This is a genomic window from Candidatus Pantoea bituminis (assembly GCF_018842675.1).
Taxonomy (GTDB): Bacteria; Pseudomonadota; Gammaproteobacteria; order Enterobacterales; family Enterobacteriaceae; genus Pantoea; species Pantoea phytostimulans.
In genome coordinates, this window is sequence record NZ_JAGTWO010000004.1 from 367429 (window position 1) to 380382 (window position 12954).

At 52.9% G+C, this 12954-nt stretch carries 11 protein-coding genes and 4 pseudogenes; 12 read left to right on the forward strand and 3 right to left on the reverse strand.

Going from position 1 to position 12954, the window contains the following annotated elements; translation table 11 throughout:
• The first annotated feature begins 112 nt into the window (after window positions 1-112).
• The 11 genes and pseudogenes from pmbA (at window position 113) to KQP84_RS05515 (ending at window position 9892) form a co-directional block, all read left to right on the forward strand.
• Window positions 113-1453, forward strand: coding sequence for a metalloprotease PmbA (pmbA, locus tag KQP84_RS05465; RefSeq protein WP_215845502.1), 1341 nt, complete (start codon window positions 113-115; stop codon window positions 1451-1453).
• Window positions 1454-1518: 65 nt separating this feature from the next.
• Entirely contained in the window at window positions 1519-1905 is a 387-nt protein-coding gene (cybC, locus tag KQP84_RS05470; protein ID WP_215845503.1) for a cytochrome b562, read from the forward strand.
• A gap of 347 nt (window positions 1906-2252) precedes the next feature.
• Window positions 2253-2531 carry a glycine dehydrogenase gene (locus KQP84_RS05475; protein ID WP_215848214.1) on the forward strand — a complete coding sequence of 93 codons (279 nt, stop codon included), beginning with the start codon at window positions 2253-2255 and terminating at the stop codon, window positions 2529-2531.
• Between the two features lie 93 nt (window positions 2532-2624).
• Window positions 2625-2981 carry an SFCGS family glycine-rich protein gene (locus tag KQP84_RS05480; protein WP_031376389.1) on the forward strand — a complete coding sequence of 119 codons (357 nt, stop codon included), beginning with the start codon at window positions 2625-2627 and terminating at the stop codon, window positions 2979-2981.
• A gap of 2 nt (window positions 2982-2983) precedes the next feature.
• Window positions 2984-3283, forward strand: coding sequence for a DUF4312 family protein (locus KQP84_RS05485; protein WP_215845504.1), 300 nt, complete (start codon window positions 2984-2986; stop codon window positions 3281-3283).
• Between the two features lie 142 nt (window positions 3284-3425).
• A pseudogene (locus tag KQP84_RS05490) lies at window positions 3426-4200 on the forward strand (DUF4311 domain-containing protein).
• A 1-nt stretch (window position 4201) separates the two neighbouring features.
• Window positions 4202-4843 carry a DUF4310 family protein gene (locus KQP84_RS05495; protein WP_215845505.1) on the forward strand — a complete coding sequence of 214 codons (642 nt, stop codon included), beginning with the start codon at window positions 4202-4204 and terminating at the stop codon, window positions 4841-4843.
• A 43-nt stretch (window positions 4844-4886) separates the two neighbouring features.
• On the forward strand, window positions 4887-6017 hold the full coding sequence (locus KQP84_RS05500; protein WP_215845506.1) for an amidohydrolase/deacetylase family metallohydrolase: 1131 nt from the start codon (window positions 4887-4889) through the stop codon (window positions 6015-6017).
• Window positions 6001-7122: a DgaE family pyridoxal phosphate-dependent ammonia lyase gene (locus KQP84_RS05505; RefSeq protein WP_215845507.1), complete on the forward strand. Its 1122-nt coding sequence runs from the start codon at window positions 6001-6003 to the stop codon at window positions 7120-7122. Before KQP84_RS05500 ends, KQP84_RS05505 begins: the two co-directional genes overlap by 17 nt.
• Window positions 7119-7859, forward strand: coding sequence for a 2-dehydro-3-deoxy-phosphogluconate aldolase (gene dagF, locus KQP84_RS05510; protein WP_215845508.1), 741 nt, complete (start codon window positions 7119-7121; stop codon window positions 7857-7859). The genes KQP84_RS05505 and dagF overlap by 4 nt, the downstream gene beginning before the upstream one ends.
• A gap of 123 nt (window positions 7860-7982) precedes the next feature.
• Window positions 7983-9892 (forward strand): annotated as a pseudogene (locus tag KQP84_RS05515) (BglG family transcription antiterminator).
• A 56-nt stretch (window positions 9893-9948) separates the two neighbouring features.
• Here KQP84_RS05515 and KQP84_RS05520 read toward each other — a convergent pair.
• Window positions 9949-10830: pseudogene (locus tag KQP84_RS05520) on the reverse strand (LysR family transcriptional regulator); the annotation flags it as partial.
• Window positions 10831-10958: 128 nt separating this feature from the next.
• Here KQP84_RS05520 and KQP84_RS05525 point away from each other — a divergent pair.
• Window positions 10959-11662, forward strand: a pseudogene (locus tag KQP84_RS05525) (pirin family protein).
• Window positions 11663-11767: 105 nt separating this feature from the next.
• On the opposite strand, the gene dolP reads toward KQP84_RS05525, so the two are convergent.
• Window positions 11768-12340 (reverse strand): division/outer membrane stress-associated lipid-binding lipoprotein, encoded by a 573-nt coding sequence (gene dolP, locus KQP84_RS05530; RefSeq protein ID WP_215845509.1) that lies wholly within the window; start codon window positions 12338-12340, stop codon window positions 11768-11770.
• Window positions 12341-12357: 17 nt separating this feature from the next.
• Window positions 12358-12945: a DnaA initiator-associating protein DiaA gene (gene diaA / locus KQP84_RS05535; protein WP_215845510.1), complete on the reverse strand. Its 588-nt coding sequence runs from the start codon at window positions 12943-12945 to the stop codon at window positions 12358-12360.
• Window positions 12946-12954 lie beyond the last annotated feature (9 nt).

The window sequence follows — 12954 nt, forward strand, 5'->3', positions numbered from 1 at the left end:
CTGGGCTCCCAAAAAAAGAGGCTAATCCTACCAGTTTATCGGGTGACTGCGAAATTGTTCTCTGACTCTGATAGACTCAAAATATTCAACCATAAGATTAGACGGCAGGTCGATGAACGTATCTACTCAAGTTGCAGAACAGCGTAAAGTGTTGGAACAGGCGATTGCACAGGCGCTCGAACTGGCTAAAGCAAGTACTGACAGCGCAGAAGTGGCGGTAAGTAAAACGACCGGCATCGGTGTCAGCACGCGCTACGGTGAAGTGGAAAATGTCGAATTCAACAGCGACGGCGCGCTTGGCATCACCGTTTATCATCAAAATCGTAAAGGTAGCGCTTCATCGACTGACCTCAGCCCAGACGCTATCAAGCGTACTGTGCAGGCAGCGATTGATATTGCGCGTTACACGTCCCCCGATCCCTTTGCCGGTCCGGCTGATGCCGATCTACTGGCCTATGACGCACCGGATCTCGATCTTTACCATCCGTGGGAGATCGATGCCGATCGCGCTATTGAGCTGGCCGCGCAGGCGGAACAAGCCTCATTACAAGCGGACAAGCGCATCACCAATACCGAAGGTGGCAGCTTTAACAGCCACGTCGGGATCAAAGTTTTTGGCAACAGCCACGGCATGCTGCAAAGCTATTGCTCAAGCCGCCATTCGCTCTCCAGCTGTGTGATTGCTGAGCAGGATGGCAACATGGAGCGTGATTACGCTTACACCATTGGTCGCGCTTTCGAGGATCTGAAAAGCCCTGAATGGGTCGGTGCAGAGTGCGCACGGCGTACGCTGTCCCGTCTGGCACCGCGTAAACTTTCTACCATGAAAGCGCCGGTGATCTTCGCACCTGAAGTCGCGACCGGCTTGTTCGGTCATTTGGTTGGCGCTATCAGCGGCAGCAGCGTTTACCGTAAATCCACTTTCCTGTTGGATTCACTGGGTCAGCAAATCCTGCCTGAATGGCTCACCATTCATGAGCAGCCGCATCTGCTGAAAGGGCTGGCTTCTACACCGTTCGACAGCGAAGGCGTGCGCACTCAGGCGCGTGACATCATCAAAGAAGGTGTGCTGCAAACCTGGCTGATGACCAGCTATTCCGCACGTAAGTTAGGTTTAACCAGCACCGGTCACGCGGGCGGCATTCATAACTGGCGCATCGCCGGACAGGGCCATAGCTTTGACGATTTACTGAAGCAAATGGGTACTGGCTTAGTGGTAACCGAGCTGATGGGGCAAGGCGTGAGCGCCATTACCGGCGATTACTCACGCGGTGCCGCAGGGTTCTGGGTGGAAAATGGTGAGATTCAGTATCCGGTAAGCGAAATCACCATCGCCGGTAATCTCAAGGATATGTGGCGCAACATGGTCACTGTCGGTAACGATATCGAAACCCGCAGCAATATCCAGTGCGGCTCGGTATTACTGCCTGAGATGAAAATTGCCGGGCAATAAAGACATCGATTCCTGAAAGCAGCCAATTGGCTGCTTTTTTTGACCACAATAAAAAGGAAAAAACGATGCGTAAGCATGTGATTGCAATGTTGTCTCTCTCTCTGCTCTTCTCCAGCGCCAGCCTCTACGCGGCTGAGTTGGAACACGATATGGACACGCTGAATGCCAATCTTAAAATCGTCAAGAAAACTGACGATGCGCAGGAGATGCAAAAAGCGTTAAGTGAAATGCGTTCGGCGGCGCAGGATGCGAAGAAATCAACGCCAGAAAAACTGGAAGGCCAACCGGCTGACAGTGCACAGATCAAAGATTTCCACGCGGGTCTGGATTCGCTAATTGCTCAGATCGACGTGGTGAACGAGCTGGCAAAATCAAACAATATTGATGGCGCCAAAACGGAAGCAAAAAAGCTGGACGATATTCGCACAGCTAACCATAAGAAGTTTCGCTAATTCCTGTGCCGGTCATCTGACCGGCTTTTTTTGTCATAACTTTTGCTTATTTCCTCACGCTTCAACAGGTTGCCAATCGAATTCACCTGCATGACTTACGCATAATCATCGCTTCCTTTCAGCACATCACGCATAACGCGACCTTTATCACACTAAACACGCACCCTGCGATCTGGCGCACTGTGCTCACGTCGATTTCCACTTCCATCTGGAAAAGATGCGTCTCCAAAGCTTGCCTGCTTCCACGTAATTTATTTTCAACGCGAATTATCCGGTTTCAACAGGAGTAGCAAGGTGAGTAAAAACGGCGTCCAGGTGCAAGACGCACCCCGGAGGAAGTCCAGCAGCTGGCAGACAAAGTGCTGCAGCAGATCGCTGTGATCTATGCGCAACACGGTATTCAACCCAATGCGGTTCAGCAGCAAATGCTGGTTTCTCACGTACGTGCGATGGCATCGCGCTCGTTAACCGGCGAGCCGCTGCCAGAGGTTGAAGCTGACTTGTTTGAGGATATCTCTCCAGAAACCATGCAACTGTCGCAGCAGGTGGTGGATCTGTTTGGCAATTTGCCGCGCGAAGAGGCGTGGTTACTGTCCGTTCATATCGAAGTGGCACGCACCCATTAATTCACCTGGCTTCACCAAAGACGGTGAAGGCTCGAAGAAAACGTTACGGGCAGAAACATCCGGCCCAGGCAGACATAACCCGAGGAACACAACATGGTAACTGTAGTGATTGGCGATCGTTTAGGTAAAGGTCAGAAAGTGGCGGCAGGCATTGAGAAAGCCGGTGGCCGGGCGGTGGTTGTTCCTGGTGTTGCGGCAGATATGAAGTTAGGCGACGTCATGAAAGCGGAAAACGCTGATTTTGGCATCTCCTTCTGTGGCAGCGGCGGCGCAGGTGCCATCACCGCACAGAACAAATATGGCTACAAAGCGAAACACGGCATGCGTTCGATTGACGAAGGCGTTACCGCCATTAATGAAGGTGCAACCGTTTTAGGTTTTGGCTTCATGGACAAAGAAGAGTTAGGCGAGCGCTTAGTGCAGGCGTGGAACAAGAAATACGGCAGCTAACCATGAAAGAACAATACGTTACTCAGGTGACGGTGCAGGGTAAAGGCGAGACCAAAGCGAAAGCATTCGCCGATGCGCTGAGTCACGTGCAGAACCAGGTTCTGCGCGCGACGCAAAAGATTCTGTTGCGCATTGAGCCCGAAGATGTGCGGGTTTTACGTGCGCAGGAAAGCGTTAAAAACGAAAAATTCCTGTTTTTCTTTTTGGCGCGCCAACGGCGGAGCTACAGCGTTGAACTGGAGATTACCGTCAGCGTTACCGTGATCGATACCGAACAGGTTGCGTTCACGGCGGCTCCCTAAATTTACCCGTCAAATTCCAGGTTGCAGAGGTGTTAGCTTCGCGTCCCACTCCTTTACTGAGTCAACGCGTGGAGGTTCAGGCTGGCCGCCTTTAAGTAACGCAGAGTATTTGGGTAAGTGACGACAACAAAGGTAAAAAAATATGTTTTTAATCATTTTGTTTAAGTCGTTGATCATTGGTGGATTAGTGGGGGTAGGCGTTGGCGCGGGTGCGGCACGTATGTTCCATGCGCCCACTACGCAGGGCATGGGCGCTTTTCGTACCTTAGGCGAGTTGAACTCGTGTGAGGGCGATCCCGCTTCCCACTTCTCCTTTGGTCTCGGTTTTTCTTTAACGCCTGGGCTTCTTCCGTTGCGGCGGGTTCCTTCACGCAAGATGTTGATCATCGCATCATTCCAAACTGGGGCGCGGCAGCGTTGATGGTGAAGAATCGCAACGTGGCAGAAACGCTGCACGATCCGAAAAAATGGCTATCGCCTGCGGCATTATCGGCATGATCGTGGTGGCCTTTCTTAACTCAACCGCATCGGCGGTGCCCGCGGCATTGCAGGTCACGGCGGTAAAAGTATTAGTACCTGCAGCCAATCTGCTGGTGAACACCGTGATGCCGGTGATCTTCTGGCTGGCAGCCATCGATGCGGGCAAGAAATCGGGCTTTTGGGCCACGATTTTTGGCGGCCTGGCGCAGCTGATCATGGGCAATGCTGTACCGGGGTTGGTGCTGGGTATTCTGATTGGTAAAGGGGTAGAAGAGAGCGGCTGGAACAAAGTTACCAAAGTCATGATGTTTGTCATCGTTCTGCTGTTCGTGCTCAGCGGCTTCTTCCGTGGCTTCGACATGAAGCTGCTGCAATCTTTCCAGTTAGGCATTCCGGGCTGGCTCGATTCCATTCACAACTCCATGAGTGGCAAATAAGATGAACGAAAATAAAAGCTTCTGGTACGCCGATTGGTCCTTCCCGATTTTTGTCGGTCTGCTCTCTTCTGGCGTCTTCGCCGGTACGCACATGTATTACCTTTACGGGATCGGTGCGTTCAACGAAGTGGCGTTTGTCTCGATGCTGCGTGCCGGCATGGAAACCGGCGTCTACGGCGCGGTGGCGGCGTTTGGTGCCAGCTTCTTGTTCGCTCGCATTATTGAAGGTTCGCTGGTGGGCATTCTCGACATCGGTGGTGCGATTCAAACCGGCGTTGGTCTTGGCGTTCCGGCGCTGTTGCTGGGCGCGGGCATTGTGTTTCCAGTGGCGAATTTTGCAGCTTCGCTGGTAACCGGTTTAGTGATTGGCCTGGCGATCGGCTACCTGATCATTCTGGCGCGTAAATTCACCATCAATCAAAGCGACTCTACTTACGGTGCGGACGTGATGATGGGTGCCGGTAACGCTTCTGGCCGCTTTCTCGGCCCTTTAATCATTCTTTCTGCCATGGCGGCGTCGATTCCTATTGGATTGGGTTCGCTGCTCGGCGCGTTGCTGTTCTATCTCTGGAACAAACCGATTACCGGTGGCGCGATTCTCGGCGCGATGATTTTGGGTGCCATTTTCCCGATTGCGCTTTGATGCATCAGGCGGCTCGTCAGCGGGCCGCCGTTAAGGAGTAACCATGTTCGACTTGATTATTCGTGACGCGCGATTAAGCGATGAGCAGCGGGTCGATATCGCCGTGCTGGACGGAAAAATCGCCGCCATTGGTGATGTGCAGGGCAAAGCGAAAAGCGAACGCAATCTGGCGGGACGCTATTACCTCAGCGCAGGGTGGATCGATTCCCACGTTCACTGTTATCCCAAATCACCGATATACCATGATGAAGCCGATGCCATTGGCGTTAACCACGGCGTGACCACGGTGATTGATGCGGGCAGCACCGGCGCACAACACATTGACGACTTCTACCAGTTGACGCGTGCGGCACAAACTCAGGTTTATGCCCTGATTAATATTGCGCGTACCGGTATCGTCACCCAGAACGAACTCGCGGACATGACGCAGATTGATGGCCCCGCGGTTGAGCAAGCCGTGGCGCGCCTGCCCGATTTTATTGTTGGTTTGAAAGCCCGGATGAGCAGCAGCGTGGTGGGTGAAAACGGCATTCAACCGTTGATCAAAGCCAAGGCGATTCAAAAAGCGGTTGGCGATCTGCCGCTAATGGTACACATCGGCAATAACCCGCCCGATCTCGACGAGATTGCCGATCTGCTCACTTCTGGCGACATCATCACCCATTGTTACAACGGCAAGCCCAATCGCATTTTAACGCCGCAGGGTGAACTCAAGGCAGCCGTGAAAAATGCTCTGGCTCGTGGTGTGCGGCTGGATGTGGGGCACGGCAGTGCCAGCTTCAGCTTTGACGTGGCGCGGGTGGCCATTGCGCAGGGCATTTTACCCGACAGCATCAGCTCTGACATTTACTGTCGCAATCGCCTGAACGGCCCCGTGCATAACCTGGCGCACGTGATGTCGAAATTTTTCAGCGTTGGCATGACGCTGCCGCAAGTGATCGACTGCGTAACCTGGAAAGCTGCGGATGGCTTACGCCTGACGCACAAAGGACGCCTTGAGGTCGGTTTTGACGCCGACCTGACCATTTTTACCGTCAAAGAGGAAGCTCACCCGTTCGTCGATTCAGAAGGCGAACGGGTTGAGGGCGAGAAACATCTGATTCCGCTAGCCGCTGTCGTGGCTGGAGAGTGGATCCTGACTGAAGAAGGGAAAGCCAATGTCTCTACTATATGAAAAATATGGCCTTAAGCAGGTCATCAACGCCTCGGGGCGCATGACGATCCTCGGCGTTTCTACGCCATCAGCCGACGTCATTGATACGGTTAAGTATGGCCTCGATCACTACTTCGAAATGAAAGATCTGGTGGACAAGACCGGAGCCTATATTGCCGGTTTGCTGCAGGTTGAAGATGCTGTGGTGGTGTCTTGTGCTTCAGCCGGTATTGCGCAGAGCGTGGCAGCGGTTATTGTCAAAGACAACGACTGGCTGCTGGATAATCTGCATGCCGCGCCGCTTAACGTGCCGCACGACATCGTCGTACCCAAAGGGCATAACGTGAATTATGGCGCGCCGGTGGGCAGTATGGTGGCGTTGGGTGGCGGTAAGCTAGTGGAAGCGGGCTACAGCAATGAGTGCTCGCCTGAACAGCTGGCAGCAGCCATCACGCCACAAACGGCAGCGATCCTCTATGTTAAATCCCATCACTGCGTGCAAAAAAGCCATCTCAGCGTTGAGCAGGCCGCCGTGGTAGCGCGTAAGCATGGTGTACCGTTAATCGTTGATGCCGCCGCTGAAGAGGATTTGCAGTGCTATTACCAGTTCGGTGCAGATCTGGTGATCTATAGCGGTGCAAAAGCCATTGAAGGCCCTACCAGCGGGCTGGTGATTGGCAAAAAACATTATGTGGAATGGGTAAAACGCCAGAGCAACGGCATTGGCCGCGCAATGAAAGTCGGCAAAGAGGGCATTCTTGGCCTGACGCAGGCGATTGAAAACTATCTGACACACGAGAAAACCAGCGGTGCGCAGATGGTAGAAAAAATGACGCCCTTCATTGAAAATCTCAACACCCTCAGCGGCGTCACAGCGCGTGTGGTGTGGGACGCCGCTGGACGAGATATTGCGCGCGCTGAAATCAAATTTGATGAGTCAGTGATCAACCAGCGCACCGGCGATCTGGTTCAGGCGCTGAAAACCGGCGACATTGCCATTTACTTCCGCGGCTATAAAGCCAACGAAGGCATCATCGAAGCTGATGTTCGCAGCGTCAGTGCCGAGCAGTTACAGGTTATTTTCACATCTATTCAGGCACTGTTAAACGAGGCAAAAAAAGCATGACGCTGACACCCAATTTTTATCAGGATCGTTTGTGCCTCAACGTGCTGGCAGGATCGAAAGAGAATGCGCGCGCCATTTGGCAAGCGGCAGAAGGGCATGTTTTGGTCGGTGTGCTGTCGAAAAACTACGCCAGCAATGAGGCGGCGATAGCCGATATGCGCGAGTACGCGGCGCTGATTGATAACGCGCTGTCAGTGGGATTAGGGGCGGGCGATCCTCATCAATCTATGATGGTGAGCGAGATTTCCGCAGTGCTGCAACCGCAGCACGTCAACCAGGTTTTCACCGGTGTGGGCACCAGCCGCGCCCTGTTGGGGCAATCACAAACTGTGGTAAATGGCTTGATTTCACCGACCGGAACGCCAGGTAAAGTCAAAATCTCTACCGGGCCGCTCAGCGCGCAAAGCAGTGATGGCATTGTGCCGATTGAAACAGCTATCGCGCTGCTGAAAGACATGGGCGGCAGCTCGGTGAAATATTTCCCGATGGGCGGATTGGAGGCAGTGGATGAGTATCGTGCGGTGGCAGAAGCCTGCGCCAAACACGATTTCTGGCTGGAACCCACCGGCGGCATCGATCTGGAAAACGTAGAAGAGATCCTGCGTATTGCGTTAGGCGCAGGCGTCAGCAAAGTGATCCCACACGTCTACAGCGCGATCATTGATAAAGCCAGCGGCGAAACGCGCGTAGAAGATGTGCGCCAGCTTCTGGCGATATGCAAGAAACTGTTGGCCTGACGATCAATCTCGCGCCTTCACACACAATATGAGGGCGTACAGCAACATGGACGTTGGATTTTTTATAACCGTAAGCTAACGTTTTGGAAGCCTTTTTCCAACTGCTGCAACAGGGACAATATTGTGAGATTTCCCAATCAACGCCTTGCGCAACTGTTTGACGCATTGAAAAACGAAACGCTGCCGCAGGATGAACTGGCGCGGCGTTTTGCCGTTTCAACGCGTACTGTGCGCACCGACATCACCGCGCTCAATGCGTTACTGGAGCAGCATGGCGCACAGTTTGTCCTGAATCGCGGAGCGGGTTATCAGCTAAAAGTGGACGATGCGCAGCGTTTCCAGCATCTGCAGCAGCAAACCCGTTCGCCGTTGCGGGTGCCGCGAACTTCACCAGACCGGATTCGCTATCTACTGACTCGCTTTCTGACCGCCGCCTATTCACTCAAGCTAGAGGATCTGGCAGAAGAGTGGTTTGTCAGCCGCGCCACGCTTCAGAACGATATGGCTGAAGTCCGTGAATGGCTGGGGCGTTATCACCTCACCATTGAAAGCAAGCCACATTACGGTATGAAGCTGTTTGGTAGCGAGGTCGCGATTCGTACCTGCTTAACTGACCTGCTGTGGCAAATCGATCAGGAACAACCCGACAGCCCGCTAGTGACAATTGAAGCGTTGAACCATGGCATTTTGGCGAGCCTACAGCCGATGCTGCAACGCTGTTTTGCCTGTCACAACATTCGCCTCAGCGATGAAGGTGAGCGCTATTTGCGGCTTTACTGCGCGGTAGCGGTACGGCGGATCAGTGAAGGTTATCCGCTCAACGATCCTGGCGCGGAAGATATTGGCGATGAGGTGCGTGAAGCAGCACATGATCTGATTAATCAACTGCGCCCGCTGGTGAGCAAACCTATTTCTCCGGCGGAAGAGAACTGGCTACGGGTGAATATTGCGGCGCGGCGAATTCAGGATGTTGCGCCCAGCGCTATCAATGCCGATGATGCCGACGCGCTGGTGGATTATCTGCTCAGCTACATCAATAACCATTACAACTTCAACCTGCAAAGCGATGAACAACTGCGCGCCGACCTGCTTACGCATATCAAAACCATGATTACGCGGGTGCGCTACCAAATTCATATTCCTAACCCGCTGTTAGATAACATCAAGCAGCATTATCCAATGGCTTATGACGTGACGCTGGCGGCCGTAACCAGCTGGGGAAATATACGCCTTACGTCATCAGCGAAAATGAAATTGGCTTCCTGGTGCTGCATATCGGCGTAGGGCTGGAGCGACATTATGACGTGGGATATCAGCGTCATCCGCAAGTGCTGCTGGTCTGCGATAGCGGCAATTCAACGCTACGAATGATCGAAGCGATGCTGATGCGTAAATACCCGCAGTTGCAGGTGACGGCACGTTTATCACAGCGGGAATATGAGGCGCGCACGCGCATTGACGAAGATTTTGTCATTTCGACCATTCGTCTCAGTGAGAAAGAGAAGCCGGTGGTGGTGATGTCGCCTTTTCCCACCGGTTTTCAACTTGAGCAGATAGGCAAACTGGTGCTGGTGGATCGCACGCGTCCCTATATGTTAGAGAAATTTTTTGATGCCCAGCACTTCTTGATCGTTGATCGTCCGATGACACAGTCGCAGCTCTTCGGTCAGCTCTGCAAACAGTTAGAAGCGGAAGGGTTTGTTGATGCTGAATTTTACCCGTCGGTAGAGGAGCGTGAAGCGATTGTCAGTACCATGTTGGGTGAAGGCATTGCGCTGCCACACTCGCTGGGTTTACTGGCGAAGAAAACCGTTGTCTATACCGTATTGGCTCCGCAAGGCATTGCGTGGGGCGATGATACGGCATATGTGATTTTCCTGCTGGCGATCAGTAAAAGCGAATATGAAGAGGCGATGGCAATTTATGATCTGTTCGTGACCTTCTTGCGTGAGCGTGCGATGACCCGATTACGTGACAGCGCTGATTTTGGCAGTTTTAAAGCGGTAGCGATGGATTGTTTAAGTCGTTTGTAGGTATGCGAGAGCGGGATGCTGAGCGCATCCCTAAAACTATCCGTTCTTTTTGCCAGCAAGCGTGGGATTTCACGTAAACACCAGGCTTTTGCTTCGCCCATGCTGTCGCGTCGCCACGCCATGATGATATCCACTTCACGGGTATATTCTGGGCTCACTACGCGCAGGCGTCCTTCGGCAATATCTTGCTCTACCAGCGGATAAGGCATAGTCGCAACGCCCAGCCCTGCCAGCAAGGCGCGCCGTTTATCATCCATGCTGCTTACCGTGAGGCGCTGCTGTTTATCCAGCAATTGCACGGTTAAAACCGGGCGCTCACGTGCGGTATCCGCCACCGCAATACCGCGATATTTCACTCGCGTGACTTCTGATTGCGGTTCTGGCTCGTTGTGAATCGGGTGATCTGCGCTGGCGACATAGACACTCATCATGGTGTAGAGCTTGCGGGTGTTGATTTCAGTCGATGCCCGGAAATGGAGATCCGGTGCAATCACGATGTCTGCCCGGCCTTGCTCCAGTCTTTCCCACGCGCCTGCTAACACTTCAGTCACTAATGAGATCTGCGTATTGGCTTTATCTGCCAGCTTTGTCACCAGCGGAAACAGCGCTTCTGTCCGCACCAACGCTTCTGTCACGATGGTTAAGTGCGTTTCCCAACCGCGCGCTAACGCTTCAGCATCGGTGGTGAGTTTGTCTGCCGCTTCTAGCAGCACGCGGCCGCGCTCAAGCAGCATGCGTCCGACATTAGTGAATTTGGTACGATGACCTGAACGGTCAAACAACACCACATCCAACTCTTCTTCCAGCTTCTGCATGGTGTAACTGAGAGCAGAAGGGACACGTCCTAGCTCATCAGCCGCTGCAGCGAAACTTCCACGTCGATCAATCGCATCCATCACACGCAAAGCTTCAAGGGTTAACGCACGTTCTTTGGACATCCCGGTTCTCTTTCAGGAAATTTGAACATGCTGGGCAGATTAACTGGCTAACAATCCGGCGTCCAGCCTTTTACCATAAGTGTATAAAGTCTGCGGCCGCCTTTTGTCGCAGGACGCTGGAGGTAAACATGATTACGACACGCAGTGCATCCGCTTGTGGTCTGGCCGATTTCGGTTGGTTGCAGGCGCGCTACAGTTTCTCTTTTGGTCACTATTTTGATCCCAAGTTGATGGGTTATGCCTCGTTACGCGTTTTGAATCAGGAAGTGCTGGCACCCGGCGCTGCTTTTCAACCGCGTACCTATCCGCAAGTCGATGTGCTTAACATTGTGTTGCAGGGCGAAGCGGAATACCGCGACAGTGAAGGCAATCACATCACGGTGCGCGAGGGGAAGCCTTACTGCTCTCTACGCAGCAAGGCGTCAGCTACAGTGAAATCAATGCCAGCAAAGACCGTCCGTTAACGCGTATGCAGCTGTGGCTGGCAGCCTGCCCGGAGCGTGAAAGTCCACGTATGCAGAAAATAGTGCTGCCGGCAGGGCAAAGCACGCATCTGCTGGCCTCGCCAGACGGTGTTGAAGGCAGCTTGCAGCTGCGCCAGCAGGTGTGGATTCATCAGATTGAACTGGCTCCGGGTGAGCAGCATCAATTGCCGCTGCATGGTCCTCGCGCTTATCTGCAATCAATTCATGGCTCGCTGTCTGCTTCAACGGGTGCAGATCATCAGGAAAAACTGAGCTGTGGTGATGGGGCGTTTTTGCAGGAAGAACATCAAATCAGGCTAGAAGCGACCACGCCGACGCGGGCGCTGGTGATTGATATCCCTGTATAAAGAGTAGGTATAAAAAGCCTGCTTAAAGCGTTGGTGTAAGATCTCTGCTATAAAATTCAGGCATAAAAAAGGGCGGCCAGTGGCCGCCCTTGCTGTTTTTTTAATTTACTTCAGCATCGTGAAGGCGGTCGTAACGTGCTTCACACCACTGACGCGGCTGGCAACATCGGCTGCGGCCTGCGCTTCTTGTGGTGTAACCAGACCTAATAAGAACACTTCACCGTTTTCAGTCGTGACTTTCACGTTTGAGGATTTCACCTGATCGCTGCCTAACAACTGCGAACGGATTTTAGTCGTAATCCAGGTATCAGAAGATGAAGTGCCGAGCGTGACTTTCTGGCCAATGCGAATTTCGTTATAAACCTCAGTCGCGCCATCTACGCCCATGGTGATCTGTTTGGCGCGGTTAGCAATTTCCTGCGTAGGCGATTGGCCGGTCAGCAAGACTTTGCCTTGGTAAGCCGTTGCAATAATGCGTGCATCAGATTTGATCTGTTGATCTTTCGCCAATGCGTTAGTAACGCGTAATTCCAGCGTGCCATCATCAACCTGGGTTCCTACTGAGCGCGGATCAGTAGCGGTTTTGGTTGCAACAGCGGCGCTACCCGCGACGACAGCGACACAGCCCTGCAACATCATGGCGGTTAAAAGAATGGCTACAGCGTTCAATGCTTTCATTATTATTGCTCCTTCAGTCATTCCTGGTGTGGAAACAGTGTGTTGTCGATAAGATCGCACAAACAGTTAAGGGTCAACATATGCATCTCCTGAATACGTGCGCTTCGATGTGACGGAATGCGAATTTCCACATCATGCGGCCCCAACAATCCAGCAAGCTCACCGCCATCATAACCGGTAAGCGCAACGATAGTCATATCACGCGTGACGGCCGCTTCCACCGCTTTAACAATGTCGCGTGTATTGCCACGCGTAGAGATGGCCAAAAGCACATCACCCGCCTGACCCAGCGCGCGTACCTGCTTGGCGTAGATCTCATCGTGAAGACGATCGTTAGCAATGGCCGTTAACATGACGTTATCTGCGCTCAACGCCAACGCGGGCAGGCTTGGGCGCTCGGTTTCGAAGCGATTGATCATGCTGGCCGCGAAATGTTGAGCATTAGCCGCAGAGGCACCATTACCACAACTCAGGATTTTGTTGCCGTTTAACAACGATTGCACCAGAGTCATTGCCGCACGAGAAATCGCATCGGGCAGCGCTTCGGCTGCGGCAATTTGGGTTTGAATACTTTCAGTAAAACACGCTTTAATTCTTTCCTGCACACGACCACC

Excerpts from the sequence above, each read along its gene's own strand:
- pmbA (WP_215845502.1), top strand. The coding sequence starts at position 113 with ATGAACGTATCTACTCAAGTTGCAGAACAGCGTAAAGTGTTGGAACAG.
- cybC (WP_215845503.1), top strand. The coding sequence starts at position 1,519 with ATGCGTAAGCATGTGATTGCAATGTTGTCTCTCTCTCTGCTCTTCTCC.
- KQP84_RS05480 (WP_031376389.1), top strand. The coding sequence starts at position 2,625 with ATGGTAACTGTAGTGATTGGCGATCGTTTAGGTAAAGGTCAGAAAGTG.
- KQP84_RS05485 (WP_215845504.1), top strand. The coding sequence starts at position 2,984 with ATGAAAGAACAATACGTTACTCAGGTGACGGTGCAGGGTAAAGGCGAG.
- KQP84_RS05495 (WP_215845505.1), top strand. The coding sequence starts at position 4,202 with ATGAACGAAAATAAAAGCTTCTGGTACGCCGATTGGTCCTTCCCGATT.
- KQP84_RS05500 (WP_215845506.1), top strand. The coding sequence starts at position 4,887 with ATGTTCGACTTGATTATTCGTGACGCGCGATTAAGCGATGAGCAGCGG.
- KQP84_RS05505 (WP_215845507.1), top strand. The coding sequence starts at position 6,001 with ATGTCTCTACTATATGAAAAATATGGCCTTAAGCAGGTCATCAACGCC.
- dagF (WP_215845508.1), top strand. The coding sequence starts at position 7,119 with ATGACGCTGACACCCAATTTTTATCAGGATCGTTTGTGCCTCAACGTG.
- dolP (WP_215845509.1), bottom strand. The coding sequence starts at position 12,340 with ATGAAAGCATTGAACGCTGTAGCCATTCTTTTAACCGCCATGATGTTG.